The 24,986-nt window shown below is 44.9% G+C and carries 33 protein-coding genes and 1 pseudogene; 4 read left to right on the top strand and 30 right to left on the bottom strand.

Annotation, left to right across the window (positions count from 1 at the left end; genetic code table 11):
* Window positions 1-6: 6 nt before the first annotated feature.
* On the bottom strand, window positions 7-870 hold the full coding sequence (locus E4T80_RS09125; protein WP_135057643.1) for a YicC/YloC family endoribonuclease: 864 nt from the start codon (window positions 868-870) through the stop codon (window positions 7-9).
* Between the two features lie 85 nt (window positions 871-955).
* Between E4T80_RS09125 and rph the strand changes: the two genes are divergently transcribed.
* The 3 genes from rph (at window position 956) to E4T80_RS09110 (ending at window position 2,830) form a co-directional block, all read left to right on the top strand.
* Window positions 956-1,675, top strand: a complete 720-nt coding sequence (rph, locus tag E4T80_RS09120; protein WP_135057640.1) for a ribonuclease PH — start codon at window positions 956-958, stop codon at window positions 1,673-1,675.
* A gap of 48 nt (window positions 1,676-1,723) precedes the next feature.
* Entirely contained in the window at window positions 1,724-2,305 is a 582-nt protein-coding gene (locus E4T80_RS09115; protein ID WP_047977331.1) for a flavin reductase family protein, read from the top strand.
* 138 nt (window positions 2,306-2,443) lie between these two features.
* The gene (locus E4T80_RS09110) at window positions 2,444-2,830 is read left to right on the top strand and encodes a YgiW/YdeI family stress tolerance OB fold protein (protein ID WP_047977332.1); all 387 of its coding nucleotides are present in this window, start codon (window positions 2,444-2,446) and stop codon (window positions 2,828-2,830) included.
* 38 nt (window positions 2,831-2,868) lie between these two features.
* On the opposite strand, the pseudogene modF reads toward E4T80_RS09110, so the two are convergent.
* The 22 genes and pseudogenes from modF to E4T80_RS09000 all read right to left on the bottom strand — a co-directional run bounded on the left by modF (window position 2,869) and on the right by E4T80_RS09000 (window position 17,917).
* Window positions 2,869-4,320 (bottom strand): annotated as a pseudogene (gene modF, locus E4T80_RS09105) (molybdate ABC transporter ATP-binding protein ModF).
* Window positions 4,321-4,328: 8 nt separating this feature from the next.
* Window positions 4,329-6,167 (bottom strand): selenocysteine-specific translation elongation factor, encoded by a 1,839-nt coding sequence (gene selB, locus E4T80_RS09100; protein WP_135057637.1) that lies wholly within the window; start codon window positions 6,165-6,167, stop codon window positions 4,329-4,331.
* A gap of 94 nt (window positions 6,168-6,261) precedes the next feature.
* Window positions 6,262-6,849 (bottom strand): FMN-dependent NADH-azoreductase, encoded by a 588-nt coding sequence (locus E4T80_RS09095; protein ID WP_135057634.1) that lies wholly within the window; start codon window positions 6,847-6,849, stop codon window positions 6,262-6,264.
* Window positions 6,850-7,246: 397 nt separating this feature from the next.
* Window positions 7,247-7,633 (bottom strand): 50S ribosomal protein L17, encoded by a 387-nt coding sequence (gene rplQ / locus E4T80_RS09090; RefSeq protein WP_047977336.1) that lies wholly within the window; start codon window positions 7,631-7,633, stop codon window positions 7,247-7,249.
* Window positions 7,634-7,667: 34 nt separating this feature from the next.
* Window positions 7,668-8,657, bottom strand: a complete 990-nt coding sequence (locus E4T80_RS09085) for a DNA-directed RNA polymerase subunit alpha (RefSeq protein ID WP_047977337.1) — start codon at window positions 8,655-8,657, stop codon at window positions 7,668-7,670.
* Between the two features lie 39 nt (window positions 8,658-8,696).
* Complete coding sequence (rpsD, locus tag E4T80_RS09080) at window positions 8,697-9,317, bottom strand: 30S ribosomal protein S4 (protein ID WP_135057631.1); 621 nt, start codon at window positions 9,315-9,317, stop codon at window positions 8,697-8,699.
* Window positions 9,318-9,344: 27 nt separating this feature from the next.
* Window positions 9,345-9,734, bottom strand: a complete 390-nt coding sequence (rpsK, locus tag E4T80_RS09075) for a 30S ribosomal protein S11 (protein ID WP_005705959.1) — start codon at window positions 9,732-9,734, stop codon at window positions 9,345-9,347.
* Between the two features lie 18 nt (window positions 9,735-9,752).
* On the bottom strand, window positions 9,753-10,109 hold the full coding sequence (rpsM, locus tag E4T80_RS09070; protein ID WP_005599322.1) for a 30S ribosomal protein S13: 357 nt from the start codon (window positions 10,107-10,109) through the stop codon (window positions 9,753-9,755).
* Between the two features lie 135 nt (window positions 10,110-10,244).
* Window positions 10,245-10,358, bottom strand: coding sequence for a 50S ribosomal protein L36 (gene rpmJ / locus E4T80_RS09065; protein WP_005705974.1), 114 nt, complete (start codon window positions 10,356-10,358; stop codon window positions 10,245-10,247).
* A gap of 24 nt (window positions 10,359-10,382) precedes the next feature.
* Window positions 10,383-11,705 (bottom strand): preprotein translocase subunit SecY, encoded by a 1,323-nt coding sequence (gene secY / locus E4T80_RS09060; RefSeq protein ID WP_135057628.1) that lies wholly within the window; start codon window positions 11,703-11,705, stop codon window positions 10,383-10,385.
* Between the two features lie 3 nt (window positions 11,706-11,708).
* Window positions 11,709-12,143 (bottom strand): 50S ribosomal protein L15, encoded by a 435-nt coding sequence (rplO, locus tag E4T80_RS09055; RefSeq protein WP_047977340.1) that lies wholly within the window; start codon window positions 12,141-12,143, stop codon window positions 11,709-11,711.
* Window positions 12,144-12,147: 4 nt separating this feature from the next.
* Complete coding sequence (rpmD, locus tag E4T80_RS09050) at window positions 12,148-12,324, bottom strand: 50S ribosomal protein L30 (RefSeq protein WP_006250021.1); 177 nt, start codon at window positions 12,322-12,324, stop codon at window positions 12,148-12,150.
* Between the two features lie 6 nt (window positions 12,325-12,330).
* The gene (rpsE, locus tag E4T80_RS09045) at window positions 12,331-12,831 is read right to left on the bottom strand and encodes a 30S ribosomal protein S5 (protein WP_005711985.1); all 501 of its coding nucleotides are present in this window, start codon (window positions 12,829-12,831) and stop codon (window positions 12,331-12,333) included.
* Window positions 12,832-12,845: 14 nt separating this feature from the next.
* Entirely contained in the window at window positions 12,846-13,199 is a 354-nt protein-coding gene (gene rplR, locus E4T80_RS09040) for a 50S ribosomal protein L18 (RefSeq protein ID WP_047977341.1), read from the bottom strand.
* A 14-nt stretch (window positions 13,200-13,213) separates the two neighbouring features.
* A complete protein-coding gene (rplF, locus tag E4T80_RS09035) occupies window positions 13,214-13,747 on the bottom strand; it encodes a 50S ribosomal protein L6 (RefSeq protein WP_135057625.1) in 534 nt (177 codons plus the stop codon).
* A gap of 16 nt (window positions 13,748-13,763) precedes the next feature.
* Complete coding sequence (rpsH, locus tag E4T80_RS09030; RefSeq protein ID WP_047977343.1) at window positions 13,764-14,156, bottom strand: 30S ribosomal protein S8; 393 nt, start codon at window positions 14,154-14,156, stop codon at window positions 13,764-13,766.
* Between the two features lie 36 nt (window positions 14,157-14,192).
* On the bottom strand, window positions 14,193-14,498 hold the full coding sequence (gene rpsN / locus E4T80_RS09025) for a 30S ribosomal protein S14 (RefSeq protein WP_047977344.1): 306 nt from the start codon (window positions 14,496-14,498) through the stop codon (window positions 14,193-14,195).
* Window positions 14,499-14,509: 11 nt separating this feature from the next.
* Window positions 14,510-15,049 carry a 50S ribosomal protein L5 gene (rplE, locus tag E4T80_RS09020; RefSeq protein WP_047977345.1) on the bottom strand — a complete coding sequence of 180 codons (540 nt, stop codon included), beginning with the start codon at window positions 15,047-15,049 and terminating at the stop codon, window positions 14,510-14,512.
* A 17-nt stretch (window positions 15,050-15,066) separates the two neighbouring features.
* Window positions 15,067-15,378 carry a 50S ribosomal protein L24 gene (gene rplX, locus E4T80_RS09015; RefSeq protein WP_135057622.1) on the bottom strand — a complete coding sequence of 104 codons (312 nt, stop codon included), beginning with the start codon at window positions 15,376-15,378 and terminating at the stop codon, window positions 15,067-15,069.
* Between the two features lie 10 nt (window positions 15,379-15,388).
* A complete protein-coding gene (gene rplN / locus E4T80_RS09010) occupies window positions 15,389-15,760 on the bottom strand; it encodes a 50S ribosomal protein L14 (RefSeq protein WP_005711998.1) in 372 nt (123 codons plus the stop codon).
* A gap of 205 nt (window positions 15,761-15,965) precedes the next feature.
* Window positions 15,966-16,850: a pirin family protein gene (locus E4T80_RS09005; RefSeq protein WP_135057619.1), complete on the bottom strand. Its 885-nt coding sequence runs from the start codon at window positions 16,848-16,850 to the stop codon at window positions 15,966-15,968.
* A 176-nt stretch (window positions 16,851-17,026) separates the two neighbouring features.
* A complete protein-coding gene (locus E4T80_RS09000; protein WP_135057615.1) occupies window positions 17,027-17,917 on the bottom strand; it encodes a LysR family transcriptional regulator in 891 nt (296 codons plus the stop codon).
* 124 nt (window positions 17,918-18,041) lie between these two features.
* Here E4T80_RS09000 and E4T80_RS08995 point away from each other — a divergent pair, with 124 nt between their 5' ends.
* Window positions 18,042-18,485, top strand: a complete 444-nt coding sequence (locus E4T80_RS08995; RefSeq protein WP_135057612.1) for a nuclear transport factor 2 family protein — start codon at window positions 18,042-18,044, stop codon at window positions 18,483-18,485.
* Window positions 18,486-18,517: 32 nt separating this feature from the next.
* Here the strand turns inward: E4T80_RS08995 and E4T80_RS08990 are convergent, their stop codons facing one another.
* The 7 genes from E4T80_RS08990 to rsfS are packed head-to-tail and all read right to left on the bottom strand — an operon-like array spanning window position 18,518 to window position 24,793.
* Window positions 18,518-18,706 carry a hypothetical protein gene (locus tag E4T80_RS08990; protein WP_135057609.1) on the bottom strand — a complete coding sequence of 63 codons (189 nt, stop codon included), beginning with the start codon at window positions 18,704-18,706 and terminating at the stop codon, window positions 18,518-18,520.
* A gap of 30 nt (window positions 18,707-18,736) precedes the next feature.
* A complete protein-coding gene (locus E4T80_RS08985) occupies window positions 18,737-19,918 on the bottom strand; it encodes a serine hydrolase (protein WP_407662375.1) in 1,182 nt (393 codons plus the stop codon).
* 12 nt (window positions 19,919-19,930) lie between these two features.
* Window positions 19,931-20,899, bottom strand: a complete 969-nt coding sequence (locus tag E4T80_RS08980; protein WP_135057603.1) for a septal ring lytic transglycosylase RlpA family protein — start codon at window positions 20,897-20,899, stop codon at window positions 19,931-19,933.
* A gap of 42 nt (window positions 20,900-20,941) precedes the next feature.
* Window positions 20,942-22,078 carry a rod shape-determining protein RodA gene (gene rodA, locus E4T80_RS08975; RefSeq protein WP_135057670.1) on the bottom strand — a complete coding sequence of 379 codons (1,137 nt, stop codon included), beginning with the start codon at window positions 22,076-22,078 and terminating at the stop codon, window positions 20,942-20,944.
* Window positions 22,059-24,005 (bottom strand): penicillin-binding protein 2, encoded by a 1,947-nt coding sequence (mrdA, locus tag E4T80_RS08970; RefSeq protein WP_135057600.1) that lies wholly within the window; start codon window positions 24,003-24,005, stop codon window positions 22,059-22,061. The genes rodA and mrdA overlap by 20 nt, the downstream gene beginning before the upstream one ends.
* A gap of 6 nt (window positions 24,006-24,011) precedes the next feature.
* On the bottom strand, window positions 24,012-24,479 hold the full coding sequence (gene rlmH / locus E4T80_RS08965; protein ID WP_135057597.1) for a 23S rRNA (pseudouridine(1915)-N(3))-methyltransferase RlmH: 468 nt from the start codon (window positions 24,477-24,479) through the stop codon (window positions 24,012-24,014).
* A complete protein-coding gene (rsfS, locus tag E4T80_RS08960) occupies window positions 24,479-24,793 on the bottom strand; it encodes a ribosome silencing factor (protein ID WP_135057594.1) in 315 nt (104 codons plus the stop codon). The genes rlmH and rsfS overlap by 1 nt, the downstream gene beginning before the upstream one ends.
* Window positions 24,794-24,986: the final 193 nt, after the last annotated feature.

Here is a 24,986-nt window from a genome sequence, read left to right as displayed (position 1 = left end):
AAGGCACTACTCTAGATTTTGGATCTGCTCACGCATCTGCTCGATTAACACTTTCAGCTCAACCGCAGAATTAGTAATATCAGCATTGATCGATTTTGATGCCAACGTATTCGCTTCTCGGTTCAACTCTTGCATCATAAAATCCAATTTACGCCCGACCGCTCCGCCTTTCTTCAGGATTGCCGTCGTTTCTTTAACGTGAAGCTGCAAGCGATCCAACTCTTCCGCCACATCGATTTTTTGTGCCAATAGCACCATTTCTTGCTCTAAACGTTGCGGGTCGAGTGCCAGATTTAACTCGTCAAAACGCTGCTGCAAGCGGTCTTTTTGCCACTGTAAAATGCAAGGCATCTGCGCCTGCACTTTGGCGGTTTCTAGTGCAATGCTATCGAGACGTTGTTGAATAAGGGTGTGTAAATTCGCCCCTTCCCGCCCTCGCATTGCGATAAACTCCGCCAAAATTTGCTCAAAGCCTTGCAATAAATCTTGGCTAATCACATCGAAATCTTGGTGTTGCGTATCGACCACCCCCGGCACACGCAGAATATCTACCAGGTTAATCTCGCCCTGCCCTGCGGTATTTTGTAGCCATTTTAACGCCTCGATAACTTGGACGGCATAGCCCTCATTTAAAGCTACCCCTTTATTTTCAGCCTGATTAAACTCAATACGCAGGCTACATTCCACTTTGCCCCGAGTGAGCACTTGGCGCAACCGCTCACGCAAGCCCATTTCTAAATGGCGAAAACTTTCCGGCAAGCGAAAATAGGTTTCCAAAAAACGTTGATTAACGGAACGTATTTCCCATACGGCATTGCCCCACGCTTTTTTCAGTTCCAAGTGGGCAAACGCGGTCATACTGTAAATCATTTTGTGCTTCTCTCTTGATAAAATTTGGCATATTGTACTGGTTATTCTGCTAGAATAGGCAAAATTTTATGAAAAAGGAAGAAATATGCGTCCAAATAACCGCCTTGCCCACCAAACCCGCCCGATTAACATCACCCGTCATTACACCCGCTATGCCGAAGGGTCAGTTCTGGTTGAATTTGGCGAAACCAAAGTGCTGTGTAATGCCACAGTCGAAGAAAGCGTGCCACGCTTTCTGAAAGGTCAGCAACAAGGCTGGATTACTGCCGAATACGGAATGTTACCCCGTGCTACCCATAGCCGCAGTCAGCGGGAAGCGGCAAAAGGCAAACAGAGCGGACGCACGATGGAAATTCAGCGACTAATCGCCCGCTCGCTGCGTGCGGTGGTCGATTTAACCGCCTTAGGCGAACGTACGATTACCCTTGATTGTGATGTCATTCAAGCGGACGGCGGCACCCGTACCGCTGCAATTACCGGTGCGTGCGTGGCACTCCACGATGCGTTAAGCAAATTAGTGGCTGACGGTGTGTTAAAGCAGCACCCGATGAAAGCCTTGGTTGCCGCGATTTCGGTCGGCATTGTCGCAGGCGAAGCGGTCTGCGATTTGGAATATGAGGAAGACTCCAACGCCGAAACGGATATGAATGTGGTAATGTTGGAGGACAGACGTTTGGTCGAGGTGCAAGGCACTGCCGAAGGCGAACCGTTCAGCCACACTGAATTGCTCACTCTGCTGGATTTAGCAAAGCAAGGCATTCAACAACTGATTAGCGCTCAACGCCAAGCGCTTAATTTAGCCTAAACAACAAGCGGTCAATAATGACCGCTTTTTTGCAAAAGGAGATAAACGATGCACCACAACACCATTCACCCTAAAATGTTCTATTACGGTTTCCCGGTAATTTTACTCACCACCTGCGATCAACAGGGTAAAACCAACATCACCCCGATTTCGTCCAGTTGGTGCTTAGGCGATAATGTCGTCATCGGTTTAAGCACACAGGGCAAAGCCTTTGAAAATTTACAGCAATGTGGGGAAGCGGTGCTAAATCTTGCCGACCAATCCCTATGGCAACAGGTTGAAAGTATTGCCTCTCTCACCGCCAAAAGCCCGATACCTGATTTTAAACAAGATCACTACCAATTCTGCGACACTAAATTTGAACGAGGCAATTTTACTGCCCAAGCCGCTACACAGATTCAGCCTGCCCGAATCTTAGAATGTCCGATTCAAGCAGAAACCCAAGTGGCGCAGATCAACTTACGGGAGGGCTATGCGATTATTGAGCTGAAAATCGTTGTGGTACACGCCCACCCGGATTTAATCTTCGACAACGACAAAATCAATCCGGAAAAATGGCAACCGCTCATCTACAATTTCCGCCATTATCACGGATTGAGCGAAACCCTCGGTAAAAACTTTCGGGCATAGCTACGACAAGCGGTCGGTTTTCGGTCATTTCTTGCAAAACAGTCGCGTTAAGTTTTTCTTAAGATTTATTTGCTTTAATAGATTTAAGCGCAATGCGCTGCTTAAATGAAACATAATAAATTTAGTAGAGGACACCGAATGAAAAAAGTGATCGCACTCGCCGCTTTAGTCGGCTTATCTTCCATTGCCGTTGCTCAAGGTTTTAAAGACGACAACAACACTTATCACGGTAAACCACATACCCAACACGGTTTTTACGATGACAGAAATGCCGCTAAAAGCGTAAAAGATGCCTTAAACGCCGCCGATAACAGCCTTGTGATTATCGAGGGGAAAATTGTTAAACAAGTCGGCAAAGATGATTTTATTTTCCAAGATGCCACCGGCGAAATGGAAATTGAGGTCAGCCGTAAGGCGTGGAACGGGCAAACCATTACCCCGCAAGATACCGTTGAAATCCGAGGCAAAGTGGATAAAGACTGGGGCAAAACCGAGATTGAAGTGAAACAGGTGATTAAGAAATAATCGCATTAAAGGGATATCGTAACATATCCCTTTATTTTTTAAGATGTTATTTCTTGAGTAACATACTGATACCCCTCTTCGTGCGGGACAAATTCAAAAATGTGGCTAATGCAGTCGGGCGCATCGCTCTCTTGGTGGGAGACGAATAAGAGTTGAGTTTGGCTGTTTTGAACCAGTTGGTCGATAAAATGCTTCACCAGCTTGCGATTTAAGCCGTCCAGTCCTTGTAGCGGTTCATCTAAAATCAAAATCGGTGGGTGCTTTACCATTGCCCGTGCAATGAGCAGTAGCCGTTGTTGCCCCCACGAGAGCGAGCGAAACGGGGCATTTTCCAAATGCAATAGATTTAAACGAGCCAGCCACTCTTGTGCTTTATGTTTTAAGGTATCGGGAATCCGTTGATAAACGCCGATCGAATCAAAAAAGCCCGACACAATCACATCGCACACACTGCAATTTACCCGATAATCCATATGCAACTGGCTGCTCACATAGCCGATACGTTGCTTGATCTCCCAAATGGTTTCGCCCGATCCCCGCTGCTTGCCAAACAGTACCACGTGGTTGGCATAGGCTTGCGGGTGATCGCCCGTGATGAGCGAAAGAAGCGTGGATTTGCCCGCCCCGTTCGGCCCTTTAATCCACCAATGCTGCTGCGGTTTCACCGTCCACGAGAGATCCGCTAAAATCTGCTTTTCGCCATATTGCACGGTTACATTCTTCAATTCAAAGGGGACAACATCAGGTGGCAGGCGAACAGGCGGCTGTGGGCTGGTCGGAAGCGGTACTGCGATAGCCGTCTCCGCATAAATAAGCTGCTGAAATAACGCATTTTGTGCCGCCTCTGCCTGACTCCCCTGCCAAACCAAATTCAGTTGGTCGAGCAAGGCAATATGCGTGGCTTGCGGGGGAATGTCATTAAGCCGATTCACGATGAGTACCACTGCCATTTGCTGCCGGAGCTGCTGCAACAAGCTAAGCCAATGTTGAACGGATAGCTGATCCAGCCCCTAAAAAGGCTCGTCTAAAATCAGCAAATCCGGCTCACTCACCAATAATTGACACAATAGCACTTTGCGGCTTTCGCCGGTGGAGAGCTGAATAAACGGGCGATCCAACAAAGTGAGAATACCTAGCTGATCGGCGTAATACTCACATCGGTTCGCCTCACCGCCTTCTGCTAAGATCACTTGGCGGGCGGTAAGACCAAAATCATCGGGTTCAACAGTATCATTATTACGAGCGTGAAAAATCGCCTCAATCAGTTGCTGTTGCTGCTCAAATGACGATAAGCCGATTTTGCAAAAATCGCTGTCAAACCGACCGCTTATCAGCGGGAAATCGCCCCGCAGCGTGCGGGCAAAAACACTTTTTCCACTGCCGTTACCGCCGACAACGACCCAAAAATCCGAACGGCAGATCGTTAACTGTTCAATCCCTAATCTGTATTTGCCGAGCTGAAATGCCCCTTTCTGAATAGTCAGTTGCATATTTCCCCCTAGTAAATGTCTTGATCCCGCAATAAATGCACGTTGCCCTTACGCCGTAAAAAGCCGCTGCGATCAAAATATTCAATCAGTTGCACCGTCAATTTACGTCCGTATTGCAATTCATCACGCAGCTGATTAACGGAAATATCGCCCTGTTCCGCGATGATCCCTTTAATGCGTTGCGCAAAGTCAACAATCTGTTCGTGCAGTAAAAAGCGATCCTTGACAATCGGCACGAGATAGCCCAATTTGCCCGCTTTATAGAGCAGATGGCGGATCGCCGTTTCATCTGCCGATAATGTCTCGGCAATCTCTCTTACCCACAATGCGTGGTGAGTTGCCGCAAAAAGCGGTTGGATCGCTGCCCATTTTTGCCATTCTTCTTGGCTAAATTCAATCCGATGATCAGGCAAATGCAACCAACCTCGTGTTTGGCTGAGACGCTTGTCTGCCAATAACTGCTCAATAATGTGATAGACCAACAGTTCGGGCTGATGCAAAGCGGCAATCCGATATAAGCGCGCCTTGGTTACGCCGATTTGATCGTTATGCTGTGCGTGATAATCTGCCAATTTAGCCAAAATTTGTTGCCGGAGCTGCTGCTGAAAAGCATGAGTATATAACCATTTGCCATAGGTGAGTGTATCCGAACCGGCTAAATCAGCACTAAACATTTGCTCAAGCCAAGCCAATTTTTCTCTTTCAACCGCATTCTGTTGCGTATAAAGCGCAAGACGTTGCGGATAGTCGGCAGCACACGCCAGCCGTGCCAGATACTCTAGCCGCTGCGGTGTGCGTTTGTGCCGTTTGGGTGCGTCAATTTCTAGCACCCTCGCACCAGCGAGCGTTTGACTATCATCACCACTACGCAGAACGAGCTTATCCCCAAAGGCAATATGCAGCGGTTCATCAAGGCTAATTTCTGCAAAAAATTGTCCGTTTCCGACCGCTTGCTCGGTATTAAGTAAGTTCACTTTTGCGGTAATGTGGCTCGCATAGTGGTAAAGATGCACCACCGTACTGGGCTTTAACGATACAAGCGGGGTCAGTTCAACCGTAATGCGCTGCGTCGCATTATCAAGGGGTAGCTCGGTAAGCCAATCCCCCCGTGTTATTGTCGCCTTATCCGCATTTGCCAAATTTAACGCCAGCCGCTGCCCCGCACAGCCTTGCTCACTCGGTTGATTTTGAGCGTGGATCTGTTTTACCCGCACCGTTGCACCACCGGAAAATGACAATTCATCGCCTACCTTTACCCGACCTGCCACGGCTGTGCCGGTTACAACCACGCCCGCGCCTTTCACCGTAAACACCCGATCAATCGCATAACGAAACGGTTTGGTGATCGGATCATTCTCGCTTTTTAAACGGATTAAGTGCTGCTTTAAGTCATCAATGCCCTGTCCGGAATGGGCTGATGTAATAAAAAAAGGGGCGATGGCTAAACAAGCGTAACGCTGTTTGAGTTCAACGATAAGTTGCTGAATGTGATCCGGTTCGGCACGATCGGCTTTCGTCAGCACCACCATAATATGTTGAAATGCTAACAAAGTGAGAATGCGAAGGTGTTCATCAGTTTGCGGTTTAATCCCCTCCTCCGCCGACACAACCAACAATGCGTGCTGAAGACTGCCCAATCCCGCCAGCATATTGGAGAGAAATTTTTGATGCCCCGGTACATCAATAAAACCGAGCGTATCATTTTCAACGGGCAAATAGGCATAGCCTAAATCAATCGTCAATCCCCGTTTTTTCTCTTCGGGAAGGTGGGCGGTGTGCGTGCCGGTTAATGCTTGCAAGAGTGAGGTTTTGCCGTGGTCAACGTGGCCGGCGGTAACAACAATCATTGTGCCTCCAAATCCATTCAATCAGCCAATGATATAAGGAAAGAGAAAAAGAATCCAGATAAGAAAAACACCGCATTATGCGGTGTTCAACGGATTATAATGATTGAACAATACGATCCAACTCGGCTTTTGCAGATTGTTGCGCTTTTTCAACCGCTTGTTCGCCCATTCCAAGCCCTTCCGCATAGACAAATTCAACATTGGTAATCCCAATGAAAGCAAGGAAGGTTCTTACATATTGTTTCACTAAATCTGTCGGGCTGTCTTTATGTAAACCGCCGGTCGTTAAAATAACCACGGCTTTTTTGCCCTTCACCAACCCTTTCGGTCCTTCTGAAGTATAGCGGAACGTTACACCTGCACGGGCAACGTAATCGAAGTAGCTTTTGAGCTGTGCCGGTACGCTAAAATTATACATTGGTGCATTGATAACCAGTACATCCGTCTTTTGCAACTCGGCAACCAGCTGATCCGAAAGAGCCAATAGCAATTTTTGTGCCTCTGTCTGCGGCTCACCACGGGTTGCGACCGCTGCTTCACTGGTAAAATAAGGTAACGGCTCTGCCGCAAGATCACGGGTAGTTATGTTGGCATTTAACTGCGCCGTGAAATAATCACTTAATAAATTAGATTGGGAATGGTCAGCCAAAATACTGGATTTTAATACTAATACATTTTTCATCATTAACCTCAATATATCAACAACGGCGATAAGAGACGCCATCAAATCTATCGCCAGTTTACGTTATTTTAATCAGAAATAAACCCTCTAAAAATGAAAAGAGTATTTACCCATACTAAATAATCGTAAGTGGCAATTTATCTAATTTCACTATTATATTGTCATTGCATAAACTGATATTTTCACACATCATCATAGTGCAATGCTTACGTTTGCAATTCAATAGCATCTATTCAAGATACCACTTGGCACACAATGTAAAATGCTAATCAATTATTGAATATCTACTGTTGTAAATGCAATACCGCAAATTTTCTCGGCAATCTCACCGCTTGCGAAAGTTTACAGAAAAACAAAAAGCCCGAATAAATCGGGCTTTTAGCATCAATCAAATAGATTATTCAGTTACAGTTTCTGCAGAAACTTCCGGGCGATCTACTAACTCAATGTAAGCCATTGGCGCATTATCACCTGCACGGAAACCACATTTTAAGATACGGGTATAACCACCCGCACGTTGTGCAAAACGTGGACCTAATTCATTGAATAATTTAGCAACGGTTTCGATGTTGCGAGTACGGGCAAAAGCTAAGCGACGATTCGCTACGCTATCAACTTTTGCTAAAGTAATTAACGGCTCAACTACACGACGTAACTCTTTCGCTTTTGGCAATGTAGTCTTGATAATTTCGTGACTAATTAATGAACTTGCCATATTGCGGAACATCGCTTGGCGATGACTGCTGTTACGGTTTAATTGACGTCCACTCTTACGATGGCGCATAACCTATTCCTTCTTAGAAAATCTAATACCTGAATTAGTCTTCAGCAATACTTGCCGGAGGCCAATTCTCAAGGCGCATACCCAGTGATAAACCACGAGAAGCAAGCACATCCTTAATCTCAGTAAGTGATTTCTTACCAAGGTTAGGTGTTTTTAATAACTCAACTTCTGTACGTTGGACTAAATCACCGATATAGTGAATTGTCTCTGCCTTCAAACAGTTAGCAGAACGAACTGTCAGCTCTAAGTCATCTACCGGACGTAGAAGAATTGGATCAAACTCCGGTTTTTCTTCTTTCACTTCTGGCTGACGAACATCACGCAAATCAACGAATGCAGCTAGCTGTTCTGCTAAAATCGTTGCAGCACGGCGGATGGCTTCTTCCGGATCAAGCGTGCCGTTAGTTTCCATCTCAATAACCAGCTTATCTAAGTCTGTACGCTGTTCCACACGTGCCGCTTCTACATTGTAGGCGATACGGTCAACCGGACTAAAACGTGCATCCACTAATAAGCGGCCGATAGGACGATCATCTTCTTGCGTATGTACACGAGCAGATGCCGGTACATAACCCCGACCACGTTGCACACGGATACGCATATTGATAGAGGCGTTTTTATCCGTTAAGTGACAAATAACGTGTTCAGGATTCACAATTTCAACATCACTATCAAGTGTAATGTCGGCTGCAGTTACAGGGCCAATCCCAGATTTAGTCAGTGTCAAAATAATATCATCTTTATTTTGCACTTTTACCGCTAGACCTTTTAGGTTTAACAAGACTTCAAGAATATCTTCTTGAACACCTTCTTTGCTGCTGTATTCGTGTAATACACCATCAATTTCTACTTCTGTAACTGCGCAACCAGGCATAGACGAAAGTAAAATGCGACGAAGTGCGTTACCTAAAGTATGACCGAAGCCACGCTCTAACGGTTCTAATGTCACTTTTGCGTGAGTTGAACTGATTTGTTCAATATTCACTAAGTGGGGTTTTAAAAATTCTGTTACAGAACCCTGCATTTTATCCTCTCTTTGCTTTCAAGCTACTATTGCTAACGATTATTTAGAATAGAGCTCAACGATCAGATGTTCATTAATATCTGCTGATAGATCAGAACGTTCAGGCGTACGTTTAAATACACCTTCCATTTTAGTTGCATCCACGTCTAACCAAGTTGGTTTTTCACGTTGGGTTGCTAACTCTAACGATGCTTTAATACGTGCTTGTTTTTTAGATTTCTCACGTACAGCGATCATATCATCAACAGAAACTTGGAATGAAGGAATGTTAACAACACGACCGTTTACCACGATAGATTTGTGGCTTACAAGCTGACGTGCTTCCGCACGTGTTGCTGCAAAGCCCATACGGTAAACAACATTGTCTAAACGACCTTCTAATAACACTAATAAGTTTTCACCGGTATTGCCTTTTAAGCGGTTAGCTTCTTTATAGTAGTTACGGAATTGACGTTCCAAAATACCATACATACGGCGAACTTTTTGTTTTTCACGAAGCTGACTACCATAGTCAGATAAGCGAGGTTTACGAGCACCGTGTTGACCTGGCGCTGTATCAATTTTACATTTTGACTCGATCGCGCGAACACCTGATTTAAGGAATAAATCGGTACCTTCACGACGGCTTAGCTTGAGTTTTGGACCCAAATATCTTGCCATTTTCTTTCTCCAATTATCCTACGTCAATTACACACGACGTTTTTTCGGTGGACGACAACCGTTATGAGGAATCGGAGTCACGTCAGTAATATTCGTAATACGGAAACCCGCTGCATTTAATGCACGAATAGTGGATTCACGACCTGGACCCGGACCTTTAACCATAACTTCTAAATTCTTTAAACCAAACTCTTTAACCATTTCAGCACAGCGCTCAGCAGCAACCTGTGCAGCGAATGGAGTTGATTTACGAGAACCACGGAAACCTGAACCACCGGCAGTTGCCCAAGCAAGAGCATTACCTTGACGGTCAGTAATGGTTACGATTGTATTATTGAAAGACGCATGGATATGAGCTACGCCATCTGCGATCTGTTTTTTTACACGTTTACGTGCACGAACTGGTGTTTTAGCCATTTTATCTATCTACTCCGATTATTTTTTGATCGGTTTGCGTGGACCTTTACGGGTACGCGCATTAGTCTTAGTACGTTGACCACGTACCGGTAAACTACGACGATGACGTAAACCACGATAGCAACCTAGGTCTAAAAGACGTTTGATGCTTAAAGTTACTTCACGACGTAAATCACCTTCGACAGTAAATTTACCAACTTCTTCACGCAGTTTTTCAATCTGCTCTTCAGACAATTCTCTGATCTTCACATCTTCAGCAATACCCGTTGCAGCGCAAATTGCTTTTGCACGAGTTTTACCGATGCCATAAATAGCAGTCAGTGCAATTACGGTATGTTTTTGATCAGGAATGTTAATGCCTGCAATACGGGCCACTATGCACTCCTATTTTTAAAGTTATTGATATACTGATCTTGAAAAGCCCGTTTCAGGATACTCAAACAGTATATCAGGACAAAATGAGCTGAGCAGTATAACTGCCCAGCAGGTTCTTTGCAAGAAATTTGTCAATTAACCTTGACGTTGTTTGTGTTTAGGATCGCTACAAATAACGCGTACGACACCTTCACGCTTAACAACTTTACAGTTACGACACATTCTTTTTACTGAAGCACGAACTTTCATTGCTTATCCTTTGATATCAAAGGGCTACTGCCCTAAGCCTTTTAGATTGGCTTTCTTCAACACAGAATCATACTGCAAAGACATTAAATGACTTTGTACCTGTGCGATGAAATCCATAATAACAACCACAACAATCAATAATGAAGTTCCGCCTAATTGGAAAGAAACTTTCCATAGAGATGTTATGATATAGGGAACCAAACAAACAAAGGTGATATATAACGCACCAATTAAGGTTAAACGCGTCATCACTTTATCAATATAACGAGATGTTTGCTCGCCTGGTCGATAACCTGGTACAAACGCACCTGATTTTTTCAAATTATCCGCTGTATCACGAGGATTATACTGCATTCCTGTATAAAAGAATGCAAAGAATATGACAGCCATCGTAAATAATACGACATATAACGGCTGACCCGGTTGTAATAACTGTGATAAATCAAATAACCATTCAAATCCTTCGGCAGAACCAAACCATTGTGCTATCGTTGCCGGAAATAAGATAATACTTGAGGCGAAAATTGCAGGAATAACGCCTGCCATATTAACTTTTAATGGTAAGTGAGATGATCTTGCAGGCGCCATCATTCTTCCTTGCTGGCGACTTGCATAGTTTACAACAATTCTTCTTTGTCCACGCTCAACAAAAACGACAAAATATGTTACTGCAAACGCAATGACCGCTATCAACAGTAGGACAAGTAATGAGATCTCACCTTGACGAGATTGTTCAATTGTCTGACCGATTGCCGATGGCAAATCTGCGACAATCCCGGCAAAGATAATAAGTGAAATACCATTACCAATACCTCGCTCCGTAATTTGTTCGCCTAGCCACATCAGGAACATTGTGCCTGTTACTAAGCTGATTACAGAGGTAACATAGAATAGCATACTTGGATTAGGCACTAATCCGTGCAGCATATTCGGAAGCCCGACTGAGATACCGATAGACTGAATGAGTGCTAATAACAATGTTGCATAACGTGTATATTTGCTGATTTTGCGTCTGCCCGCTTCGCCTTCTTTTTTCAATTCAGCTAGGGCAGGGTGAACTGCTGTCAATAATTGAAGAATAATTGACGCAGAAATATAGGGCATAATCCCTAATGCAAATATAGAAGCTCTACTTAAAGCACCACCAGAGAACATATTGAACATATCAATGATGGTGCCTTGCTGTTGTCGAACTAGCTCGGATAATACAGAAGCATCAATACCAGGAACAGGAATAAAAGAACCGATACGAAAAACGATTAAAGCACCCAAAACGAACAATAATCTTGATTTTAATTCACCAGTCCCTTTCTGAGTATTACCTTGATATCCTGGTTGTTTAGCCATTTATTATTCCTCGATAGAACCACCAGCAGCTTCAATAGCAGCTTTTGCACCTTTAGTTACGCTTAAGCCTTTAACCACTACTGCTTTTTCAATTTTACCTGAAAGAATAACTTTAGCAGATAAAATATCTTTTGTGATTACGTTAGCTGCTTTTAAAGCCTCTAAAGTAACTGTGTTACCTTCTACTTTTGCTAACTCATTTAAACGTACTTCAGCTGTATGCAATGATTTAAGAGAAGTAAAACCAAATTTTGGTAAACGACGGTATAAAGGCATTTGACCACCCTCGAAACCACGGCGAACACTGCCACCGGTACGAGATTTTTGACCTTTATGACCACGACCACCCGTTTTACCTAAACCGGAACCAATACCACGACCTAAACGTTTTGCACTGTGCTTAGCACCTTCAGCTGGAGAAAGAGTATTTAAACGCATTTGATTACTCCTCCACTTTAACCATATATGAAACTTGATTGATCATACCGCGTACAGCCGGTGTATCTTCCAACTCAACAGTATGACGAATATGACGCAGACCTAAGCCTTTTAACGTCGCTTTATGCTTCGGTAAACGAGCAATCGAGCTACGGGTTTGAGTTACTTTAATTTTTGCCATATTCAATTACCCCAAAATTTCTTCAACAGTTTTACCACGTTTAGCAGCAACCATTTCCGGTGATTTCATATTTGCAAGTGCATCAATTGTTGCACGAACAACGTTAATAGGGTTAGTTGAACCGTACGCTTTAGAAAGAACGTTATGCACACCTGCAACTTCTAACACTGCACGCATTGCACCGCCTGCGATGATACCTGTACCTTCGCTTGCCGGTTGCATAAATACACGTGAACCTGTGTGAGAACCTTTAACAGGGTGTTGTAATGTACCTTCGTTTAACGCTACATTAACCATATTGCGACGAGCTTTCTCCATCGCTTTTTGGATTGCTGCCGGAACTTCACGAGCTTTACCGTAACCAAAACCTACACGACCGTTACCATCGCCTACTACTGTTAAAGCAGTAAAGCTCATAATACGACCACCTTTAACGGTTTTTGATACACGATTAACCGCAATTAGCTTTTCCTGCAGTTCACCAGCTTGTTTTTCGATGTTTGACATCTCAAATTCCTCTATTAGAACTGAAGACCAGCTTCACGAGCAGCATCTGCTAAAACTTGCACACGACCGTGGTATTTAAAACCAGAACGATCAAATGCAACCGCTTGAATACCTTTTTCTAAAGCACGCTCTGCAATAAGTTTACCTACTACTGCCGCCGCATCTTTATTACCGGTATATTTAACTTGCTCTTTAATTACTTTTTCAACAGTTGAAGCTGCTGCTAAAACTTCTGAGCCATTTGGTGCAATTACCTGCGCATAAATATGACGAGGTGTGCGATGTACAACTAAACGCGTTGCACCTTGCTCTCTCATTAAATGACGTGCACGGCTTGCACGACGGATACGAGCTACTTTCTTATCCATAGTGTTACCTTACTTTACTTTTTCTTAGCCTCTTTTGTACGTACGACTTCATCAGCGTAACGTACACCTTTACCTTTATAAGGCTCTGGACGGCGATATGCACGAATATCTGCTGCTACTTGACCGATTAACTGTTTGTCTGCACTCTTAAGAACGATTTCTGTTTGAGACGGACATTCACCAGTTACGCCAGCAGGCAATACATGTTCAATCGGGTGTGAGAAACCTAAACTTAACGCAACTGTGTTGCCTTTCATTTGTGCTCTATAACCAACACCAACTAATTGTAATTTCTTAGTAAAGCCTTCGGTAACACCGATAACCATTGCATTAACTAATGCACGAGCAGTACCTGCTTGCGCATCTGCATTGACAATCCCTGCTTTAGGGGCAAATGTTAATACATTAGCTTCATATTTTACTTCAACCGCATTATGAATTTCACGAGATAACTCGCCGTTTTTACCTTTAACTGTTAATAGCTGACCATCGAGTTTTACATCAACTCCGGCAGGAACATTAACAGGTGCTTTTGCAACACGAGACATTTTTCCTACCTCACTATTATGCTACGTAACAGATAATTTCACCGCCGAGACCCGCTTGACGCGCTGCACGGTCGGTCATTACACCTTTAGATGTAGAAACTACTGCGATACCTAATCCGCCCATTACTTTTGGTAACTCGTCTTTACGCTTATAAATACGAAGACCAGGACGGCTCACGCGCTGGATACTTTCTACAACCGGTTTGTTTTGGAAATATTTTAACGTAATTTCCAGTTCAGGTTTAACACCTTCAACAACTTTAAAGCTCTCAACGTAACCTTCTTCAGCTAAAACGCTTGCAATCGCAACTTTTAACTTAGATGAAGGCATACTGATTGCAACTTTGTTCGCAGCTTGACCGTTACGAATACGGGTCAGCATATCTGCGATTGGATCTTGCATACTCATGTATTTACTCCCATGATTCCAAATTAAAAGAGGTTATTACCAGCTTGCTTTTTTAAGGCCCGGGATTTCGCCACGCATAGCGGCTTCACGCACCTTAATACGGCTTAAACCAAACTTGCTCAGTACGCCGTGAGGACGACCAGTTTGGCGGCAACGATTACGCTGACGGCTAGGGCTAGAATCGCGAGGAAGTGTTTGTAATTTTAACACTGCTGCCCAACGATCTTCGTCAGAAGAATTTACATCAGAGATGATTTTCTTTAATTCTTGACGTTTAGCGTAGAATTTATCAGCTAATTTCGCACGTTTTACATCACGTGCAATCATTGATTGTTTTGCCACGATAACCTACCTTATTTACGGAATGGGAAATTGAAAGCAGCTAAAAGAGCTTGACCTTCTTCATCACTTTTCGCTGTTGTTGTGATAGTAATATCCAAACCACGCACACGATCTACTTTATCATAGTCGATCTCAGGGAAAATGATTTGCTCACGCACACCCATACTGTAATTACCACGACCATCGAAAGACTTCGCATTTAAACCACGGAAGTCACGGATACGTGGAACAGCAATAGTAATCAATCTTTCAAAGAATTCCCACATACGTTCGCCACGAAGGGTTACTTTGCAGCCGATAGGGTAGCCTTGACGGATTTTAAAGCCTGCAACAGATTTGCGTGCTTTTGTAATTAAAGGTTTTTGACCGCTGATTGCTGTTAGATCCGCCACGGCGTTATCTAATAGTTTTTTGTCGGTCAATGCTTCACCCACACCCATATTTAGGGTTATCTTTTCGATTCGTGGGACTTGCATGACAGATGAGTAGTTGAATTTTGCTTTTAATTCATTAACTACTGTATCTCTGTAGTAATCATGCAGTTTCGCCATCGCATTACTCCAGTTAATTAAATTGTTTTATCGTTAGACTTGAAGAAACGTACTTTCTTACCGTCTTCAAATCTAAATCCTACACGGTCAGCTTTATTTGTTTCAGGGTTAAAGATTGCAACATTTGACGCATCAATCGCCGCTTCTTTTTTCACTAAACCACCCGCTTTGCCTAATGCCGGCACCGGTTTTTCGTGCTTAGTGACAATGTTGATACCCTCAACAAACACTTTACCGTTTGGTAACACTTTAGTTACCTTACCACGCTTACCTTTATCTTTACCGGTAAGTACAATTACTTCATCGTTTTGACGGATTTTTGCAGCCATTACATTCTCCTTATAGTACTTCTGGAGCTAAAGAGATGATCTTCATAAACTTCTCAGAACGAAGTTCACGCGTCACAGGTCCAAAAATACGAGTACCGATTGGTTGCTCTGTGTTATTGTTTAAGATTACACAAGCATTGCCATCGAAACGAATAACTGCGCCATCTGGGCGACGAACACCCTTCTTGGTGCGCACAACAACTGCTTTTAACACATCACCTTTTTTCACTTTACCGCGTGGAATTGCTTCTTTTACAGTAACTTTGATGATATCGCCAATAGCAGCGTAACGACGGTGCGATCCACCTAGAACCTTGATACACATTACGCTACGAGCCCCTGAGTTATCAGCAACATCCAGCATAGTCTGTTCTTGGATCATATTAGTGCTCCGTTAAAATAAAAAACACCCTTTCGGGACGAATCTACTTGCCCTATGCAAATAGCTGGCGGAATATATCATAATTACGCCCAACATATCAAGCAAATTTTTGCTGTAAGCGGTCGCTTTCCATTGAAATTTTGCAAAAAATCACGCCGACCGACCGCTTGCAAATAAAAAGCGAACCGAAGTTCGCTTTTTAGGGTTAATGATCAATACGGCCAAATCGTCCGTTTTTCACATCATCAAATGCCTGTACAATTTCTTCACGGCTGTTCATTACAAACGGACCATAACCGACAACAGGTTCGTTCAACGGCTGTCCGGTTAAAATCAGCAATTTTGCATCATTATTGGCTTCAACCAGCACATCTGCGCCGCCACGTTCAAAGGTAACCAATTCACCTCGGCGGGCAATGTGATCACCACCGATTTGCACCGTGCCGTCCAACACCAAAATCACCACATTATGCTCTGCCGGTACGCTGAATAGGTAGCTTTTGCCCGCATTCATCACCGTATCCCACATATTGATTGGGCTAAAGGTGCTGGCTGCCCCGTGGATATGGAGTAATTCACCGGCAATCACACGCACTGTACCTGCCTCGTTCGGCAATGCCACCACCGGAATCTCCGCCGAGTTAATCGCTTGATATTTTGGTGCGGTCATTTTATCTTTTGCCGGTAAATTGACCCAAAGTTGCACAATTTCAAACAAGCCGCCCTCTTTAGCAAATTTTTCGGAGTGCATCTCTTCGTGCATAATGCCTGAGCCTGCGGTCATCCATTGCACATCACCCGTGCCGATAGTACCGCCGCCACCGTGTGAATCCCGATGAGACACTTCGCCTTGGTAAGCAATGGTAACGGTTTCAAAACCACGGTGCGGGTGCTCTTCCACACCTCGCAAATCAAATGCCGAGTTATCACGGCGACCGCCTTGGAAATATTTCGGCGGGTTATAATCCATCAATAAAAACGGATCAAGGTGTTTATCACGATCGTTATAGTTAAACATTGATTGAACGTGAAAACCGTTGCCGACCCAGTGTTTTTCCGGCGCTTGCCAAACATTGGCGACTTTTTTCATTTTATCCTCACTTATTTGTTACTCAAACGCTGTCGTTTGTTGATGGAGGCATTATAGATACTCAAAACAAGTAGATAAACAAGCATTTTATTGAAATATAATTTCCAAAAAAGAAAGAATAAGCGGTCGGTTTCGTGATGAAATTTACAAAAAATCGCCCGCAACCGACCGCTTACTTACCAGACAATCTTTTCAAAACGGGTAACGAGAAAATCAATCAATGTCCGTACCGCAAGGGGCAGTCGGTGGCGGCTAGGGTAAAGTAAATAGACATTAAAGGTCGGGAGCTGCCACTCATTCAGCACCGTTTGCAGCGTGCCGTTTTGCACCAAATCCGCCACCAAATAAGTCGGTAACATTGCAATGCCCTTGTGAGCCAATACACTGTGAAGCAATGCGTTCGTATCGTTGGTCGCAAATCGGCTACTGAGGGTTAAACTGACCGTTTGTTGTGCTTTCTGAAAAGTTAATACCTTTTGATTGACGTTGATATGCGATAAAAAGCTGTGGCAGCTTAGTTGCTCTAATTGGTTCGGCGTACCAAATTGTGCCAAATACTCAGGGGTGGCAACCAGTACGGAATGGCACTCCGCCAATTTACGTGCAACCAAATGCGGATCGGGGCTATGAGTAAAGCGGACGGCTAAATCAATCCGCTCGGCAATTAAATCGACCAAGGTATCGGTCAGTTGAAGCTGAATATTCAGTTTCGGGTGTAGGGCAAGAAAATCGTTCACCGCTTGCAATAAATGGTTCGCACCGAACGCCGCATTACAAGACAAACGCACCACGCCTCGCAATTCGCCCTGCATTGCCACCATTTCCTGCTGCATTTCTTCGCTTAAATTTGCCATTTTCCGACAGAAAACGACCGCTTGCTCACCTGCGTCCGTCAACGAAACTTTGCGGGTCGTACGTTGTAGCAATCTTGCTCCCAGCCACTCTTCCATTAACGCAACATAGCGGCTAACCATCGGTTTGGATAACCCCAATCGCTCTGCCGTTACCGTAAAATTACCCGTTTCTGCGACACTGAGAAAGACGTGAATAGCGGTTAATCTGTCCATTTTTTCCTCTTATTTGTTTCTTATATTGAAACAATTATATGCAAAAAACGTACTTTTTCCGAGAGTTTATTTCAGTATAATGCCCACCATTCAAAACACATTTCATCATTTAGAGGAACACATAATGAAAAAATCACTCACCTTTTTAGCCGCACTTGCGGCTGCAACAACGGCATTGGCACACACCACACCGGAACAAAATAAAGCAGCGGCACTCGCCTTTTACGAGTTAGCGTTCAATCAGCATAAAGTGCAAGAGGCGGTTGATCAATATGTGGGAGCGGAATATCGTCAGCACAATCCGACTGTTGCGGACGGCGGCAAAGCCTTCGTCGATGCCTTCGTGCCTTTCTTAAAAGCCAATCCGAAGTCTAAAGCCACAATCAAACGTGTTTTGGCAGACGGCGATTTGGTCGCATTGCACGTACACAGCCAACTTGACGATCAAGATAAAGGCGAGGCGGTGGTGGATATTTTCCGTTTTGATGAAAACGGCAAAATTATCGAGCATTGGAACGTGATCCAAGCCGTGCCAGCAGAAAGTGCCAGCGGGCGTGGAATGTTCTAATAAACGGTAACCATTGTTTTAGACACAGCAGTTCAAAAACAAAACCGCCTGAATAGATCGGGCGGTTTTTGACAAGCGGTTACATTCACCGTCAAATTTACAAAAGCCTCACTTAAAGCGTTTACAATATTCACCTCAAGCGGTTGGCTGAGCAGATCTTCAAACGCTTTCACTGTGGAAAGAAAATGCGGCTGTTGCATATGCCATTCTAAATCCGCCATTGATTTCAACTATTCAATATTTCATCAACACTAGTCAAACAAACCTTTAACAGTTAATGCTAGCCAGTCCCACGCCTTGCCGAAAATACCGGCTTCTTCCACGGCTTGCATCACTTGTAGGTTGATCGTTGCCAGATCTTTCCCGTTCAGTTGATACACGATTTTCCCGACTACCTGACCTTTCGCCAGCGGCGCTTCAAGATTTTTCTTATCCAGTGTGAAGCGGGCTTTCAACTCGCCGGCTTTACCTTTCGGCACAGTAATATAGCTGTCTTGCAATACGCCGAGTTGCACTTTGTTCAAATCTCCATAATAGACGCTCTGCTCGGACACGCTCTGCCCCGCAATAAGCGGTTTGACCGTTTCAAAATTAGCAAAGCCCCATTGCAGTAATTTTTTACTTTCGACCTCACGGCCTTTGTAGGTCGGCACGCCCATTACCACAGACACAAGGCGGGTATTGCTGTTGTACGCCGAAGCGACCAGATTATAACCGGCTTTGTCGGTATGACCAGTTTTCATTCCGTCCACATTAATGGTTTTATCCCATAATAAGCCGTTGCGGTTAGGCTGCTTGATTTTATTGAAAGTAAACTCTTTTTCAGCGTAGATTTTGTACTCATCCGGCAAATCGCGAATAATATGGATACCGAGCAACGCCATATCACGCGCAGAGGAATATTGGTTTGCATCGTCCAAGCCGTGTACGGTGGTGAAATGGGTATTTTTCAAGCCGAATTGCTGGGCATACTTATTCATCGTTTCAATAAAGGCTTGCTGCGAGCCGGAAATATGCTCTGCTGCTGCCACGCTGGCATCGTTACCGGAGACAATAATAATCCCTTTGTTCAGATCTTCCAGCGAGACCTGCTGATTAAGGTTGAGGAACATTTTAGACGAGCCGGGGAATTTTTGCCCCCACGAGCTTTCCGTTACCGTAATCATATCGCTGTTTTTTACTTTGCCGCTTTTTAACGCATCGCCAATCACATAGCTGGTCATCATTTTGGTTAGACTGGCAGGGTACTGACGTTGATCCGGATTTAACGCCGCCAACACGGCACCGGAGTTGTAATCCATTAAAATAAAGGTTTGGGCGTTCAGTTGCGGCGCAGGAATGCCGTGCCCGATCTCATCGGCGTGGGCAAATTGCATACCAGAAAATGCCAATGCACACACACCGGCAGAAATGCGTAATTTTTTCTTTAACATATTAAGTCCCATTTATTTTGCTGAATAATGAATAGATTGATAATGCGCCAATTTCACAATCTGCTTTTTCACGCTCTTGCTTTCGCTGAGATTGGTAACGGCGATCACCACCCGATACTGCTTACCGACTTTTTCAACGTAGGCCTTTTGTTTCACCGCTCTTGCGATTTTTTTCGCCTCTTTTTCGTTATCGGTTATCACGGTTAAACTTGGCGAAGGCTGTTTGGCAGCTTTGGAAGCGGTCTGTTTCTCCGGTTTTTTCGCCGAAATCTCCGCTTTAATTGCCAGGTTGTTCCCTGACCCTTTCACCCTAAAGGCTAACCCCTCTTTTTGTGCCAGCTTGCGTAAACTCTCCGCGCCTTTGCCGATGATGTAACCTTGGCTATCCACCTGCATTGCTTCCACCCGCACTTTTGCGACACCGGAATGAAGCATACCGATTTCACGAGCCGCCGCTACCGACAGATCAATAATACGGGCTTTGCTGAACGGGCCTCGATCGTTGATTTTCACAATCACCTTACGCCCATTGCGTAAATTGGTAACTAACGCATAAGAACCTAACGCTAAGGTTTTATGCGCCGCCGTATAGGCATTTTTATTGAAGATCTCACCGCTTGCGGTTTTTCGCCCGTCGAACATTCCGCCATAATAGCTGGCAACGCCCGTTTGACTATACAGACGAGATGCCTCTTTGCTAATTGTGGTATGCGTTTTGCCTTTTTCACGATAGCTGTAACGCTTTGTGCTGACTTTAGTCGGCTGCAACTTTGCCCCTTTCACGCCGTAAAGGGTTTTAGTTTCATTTGCCGTAACCGGCGACTTCTTTTGAGTAACCGCCGTTTTCTTGGTTGCTTTTTTCACCACTGTCTTTTTTGGTGATGACTTTTTTGCCGAACCTTTAGTTGCGCCAAAACTCTGCGTGGGCAACGATGCCATTAAGATTGCCAGCAATACCGCGGCAAATTTTGTGAATTTCATTCAATCCTCCTTAAATTCCTCTGCACGATGCAGACGATTGCGTTATTTTAATTTATTAAACGGATTATTTTTATCCTTACGTTCACGGTGAACATAAGCGGACATCATCAACCCAAAAGCTGCCATCAGGGTAACATAGGACGTTCCCCCATAGCTAAACAAAGGTAAGGGTACGCCCACCACAGGCAAAATCCCGCTTACCATACCAATATTAACGAACACATACACAAAAAACAGCAATGCCGTGCCGCCGGATAAAATCCGCCCGAATGCCGTGCCGGCTTTTGCGCCGATCGTCAGCCCGCGAGCGATAATAAACAGGTAGATCGCCAATAAAATCAACACGCCGATCAAGCCGTGTTCTTCACCCAATACCGCAAAAATAAAATCCGTATGAGGTTCAGGCAAAAATTCCAACTGCGATTGCGTGCCTTCCATCCAGCCTTTGCCTTCAATGCCCCCCGAGCCGATCGCAATTTTCGATTGGATAATGTGATACCCCGAGCCGAGCGGATCTTTTTCCGGATCAATCAGCGTCATTACCCGTGTTTTTTGGTAGTCGTGCATTAAATAGAACCACATTATCGGGATAAAACCGGCTAAAAATACCACACCTGCGCCGATCAGCTTCCAGCTCAAACCGGCAAGGAATAAGACAAAAATCCCCGCTGCACACACCAAAATAGATGTACCTAAATCCGGCTGTAACGCCACCAATAAGGTTGGCACAATAATCATCGCCAAAGCAATAAAGGTATCCCGAAAATCCGGTGGTAGCGGACGCTTACCTAAATAAGTCGCCACCATTAGCGGCACGGCAAGTTTAGCAATTTCAGACGGCTGAAAGCGAATAAAGCCCAAATTCAGCCAACGCTGTGCGCCCTTACTGGTTTCTCCCGCCACATCGACCAACACGAGCAGGATAATGCACACCACATACAGATACGGGGCAAGTTTTTCATAAAAGCGTGGCGGGAAAAATGCCATCACTAGCATTAGCCCCAAGCCTAAACCGACTTGGAATAGGCGGCTGATAAACATTTTTTCACTGCCGCCGCTGGCACTATATAATACAATTAAACCATAGCCGGTAACCGCCAGCAGACCGATCAGCAGGAAAATATCCAATGCGAACACTTTCCAAAAACGAGCTAAAAATTTATTCACGGCGTTCCCCATTATTGACAGGCGGTGCGTTATCGTCATTTTTTTGCAAATCCGGACGTGCTGCGGATTGGTTCAACGCATAATCCATTACTTTACGCCCCATTGGCGCAGCCGTGCTACCACCACCGCCAGCATTTTCTAAAATCACCGCCACCACTACCGTTGGATTGTCGTAAGGCGCATAGCCGATAAACCAGCCGTGATCGTGCAATTTCTTTGAGATTGCGTGCTTGTTATAGGTCGCACCTTTTAAGCTGAACACCTGCGCCGTCCCCGTTTTACCTGCCGCACGGTAAGATGCACCGGCAAAGGCTTTTCGCCCCGTCCCATTGCTGGCGTTAATCACATTGTACATACCGAGCTTGGCAATCTGCCAGTAACGGGGCGGCACGTTTTTAATATCGTCATACAGCAGCGGATCTTGATAAGGGATCGTTTCGGTAGACATAATCTCTTTCATCAAATGCGGGGTATTCACCCGTCCGTTATTGATCAGCACCGCCGTTGCCTTCGCTAATTGCAACGGCGTGGCAATCCAATAGCCCTGCCCGATACCAACAGAAATGGTATCCCCCGGAATCCAGCCTTTTTTATAGCGTTTCTGTTTCCATTCACGGCTTGGCATAATCCCTGAGGATTCTTCGTGCAAATCAATGCCGGTTTTGACCCCAAAACCGAACATTTTCATCCAATCGGACATTTTATCGATCCCCATATCGTAGGCGAGCTGATAAAAATAAGTATCCGACGACTCGGTGATTGCTTTATTCACATCTGTGCTACCGTGTCCGCTTTTTTTCCAATCCCGAAAGCGTTGGGTTGTACCGGGTAAGAGCCAGTAACCGGGGTCAAACACGGTTTTAGTCGGCGTAATTTTGCCTTCCGCCAAGCCCGCCACTGCCATAAACGGTTTAATCGTGGAGGCGGGCGGGTAAGTCCCTTGCGTTGCCCGACTGTACAAAGGGCGGTCGGGATCGTCCAATAATTGCTTATAATCCTTGCCTGAAATGCCGTCCACAAACAGATTATTGTCGTAACTCGGTGTCGTTACCATCGCTAAAATACTACTATCACGAGGGTCAAGCACCACCACCGAGCCTCGATGATTACCGAGTAAATTAGCAACATAGCGTTGCAGTTCGACATCAATGGTCAAGCGAATACTGCCGCCGGCAACCGCCGCTTGATCCCGCAGTTTGCGGATTACTTTGCCCCGGTTATTGATTTCCACCTCTTCAAAACCGGTTATGCCGTGAAGCTGATCTTCATAAAACTTTTCAATCCCCAGTTTGCCAATATCGTGCGAGCCGGCATAATTACCGAATTTCCCCTCATCTTGCAGCCGTTTTTTATCCTTATCGTTAATTTTAGCAACATAGCCGAGAATATGGGTCATTATTTCGCCGTACGGGTAATTCCGTTTGAAATAAGGGTGAATATCCATTCCCTGAAAACGATGTTGATTGACCGAAAAGCGGGCGATCTGCTCTTCGGTCAAATCCGGTTTAAGTAAAATCGGCGTATAGCGGGACGAACGTTTCTTTTCCTTACGAAAATTATCAATATCCGCCTCGCTCAAACCGACCAACGCCTGCAATTCCGCCAGCGTTTGCTCTAAATTATCCACCTTTTCCGGCACGATATATAAGCCGAAAAAGGTTAAGTTTTCCGCCAATACTTTACCGTTGCGATCGTAAATCAGCCCTCTTGTCGGCGTAACCGGCAACAACTTGATGCGATTGCCGTTGGAACGGGTTTGGTAGGATTCATAGTCGGTAATTTGCAAATGATATAGATTCGTCAGCAAAATGCCCGTCAGCCCTAATACGCCGAGAAAAGCAATTAACGCCCGACGGATAAACAGATTTAACTCTGCCTGCCCGTTGCGGACTTTTTCGTAGTGTTTGGGTTTCGTTAATTTGCCCAGTTTGCCAAACATTGCACGTTATTCTCGGTGATAAGGGTGATTGGTGGTTAAAGACCACGCCCGATACAAACTTTCCGCGACCACCACTCGCACGAGCGGGTGCGGTAGGGTCAGCGGGGAAAGCGACCAACTTTGCTCCGCCGCCGCTTTACATTCGGGAGAAAGCCCCTCCGGCCCGCCGATAAGCAGGCACACATCCCGCCCGTCATTTTTCCAAATTTCCAACTGCTCGGCAAGTTGCGGGGTCGTCCAAGGTTTACCGGGAATATCTAAGCTGACAATCCGCCCCCGCCCGCAAGCGTTGAGCATCAACCGTCCTTCCTGTTCCAAAATACGTTTAATATCGGCGTTTTTGCCCCGCTTGCCCGCCGGAATTTCCACCAGCTCAAACGGCATATCTTTGGGAAAGCGGCGCTGATATTCTTCAAATCCTTTTGTTACCCAATCGGGCATTTTAGTTCCCACCGCAATTAACTGAATTTTCATTAGATCCACAATTTTTCGAGTTGATACAATTCGCGGCTTTCCCGTTGCAGAATATGCACAATTGCCTGACCGAAGTCGATCACAATCCAGTCGGCAACGGCTTTGCCCTCGTGGGCAAATACCTCAACACCGGCTTTTTTACTCTCTTCAATCAGATTATCGGCAGTGGATGCCACGTGGCGACTCGAAGTGCCGGTGCAGAGGATCATTGTGTCGGTAATACTGGATTTTCCTTTAACATCAATCGCTTCAATATCCTGTGCTTTCAAGCCGGATAAGGTTTCAACTAAAAAATCAACTAAATTCTGTGCCATATTGATATGTTCTTCTCATTACAAGCGGTCGGTTTTGCCGATTTTTTAGCAATGTTGATTGTACCGACCTAAGATAATAAAGGTATAAAAGGGGTCAAGTATAGCATAGAAATCGGGCGCATTCGGCAGCCCATCAAAAAGAAAGCGGTGGGATTTGCAAAAAATCGTGCTAATCCCACCGCTTGTAGAGGTA

It is taken from the genome of Muribacter muris (assembly GCF_004569585.1).
Lineage (GTDB): Bacteria > Pseudomonadota > Gammaproteobacteria > Enterobacterales > Pasteurellaceae > Muribacter > Muribacter muris.
This window is presented reverse-complemented; position numbering and strand designations above follow the sequence as displayed.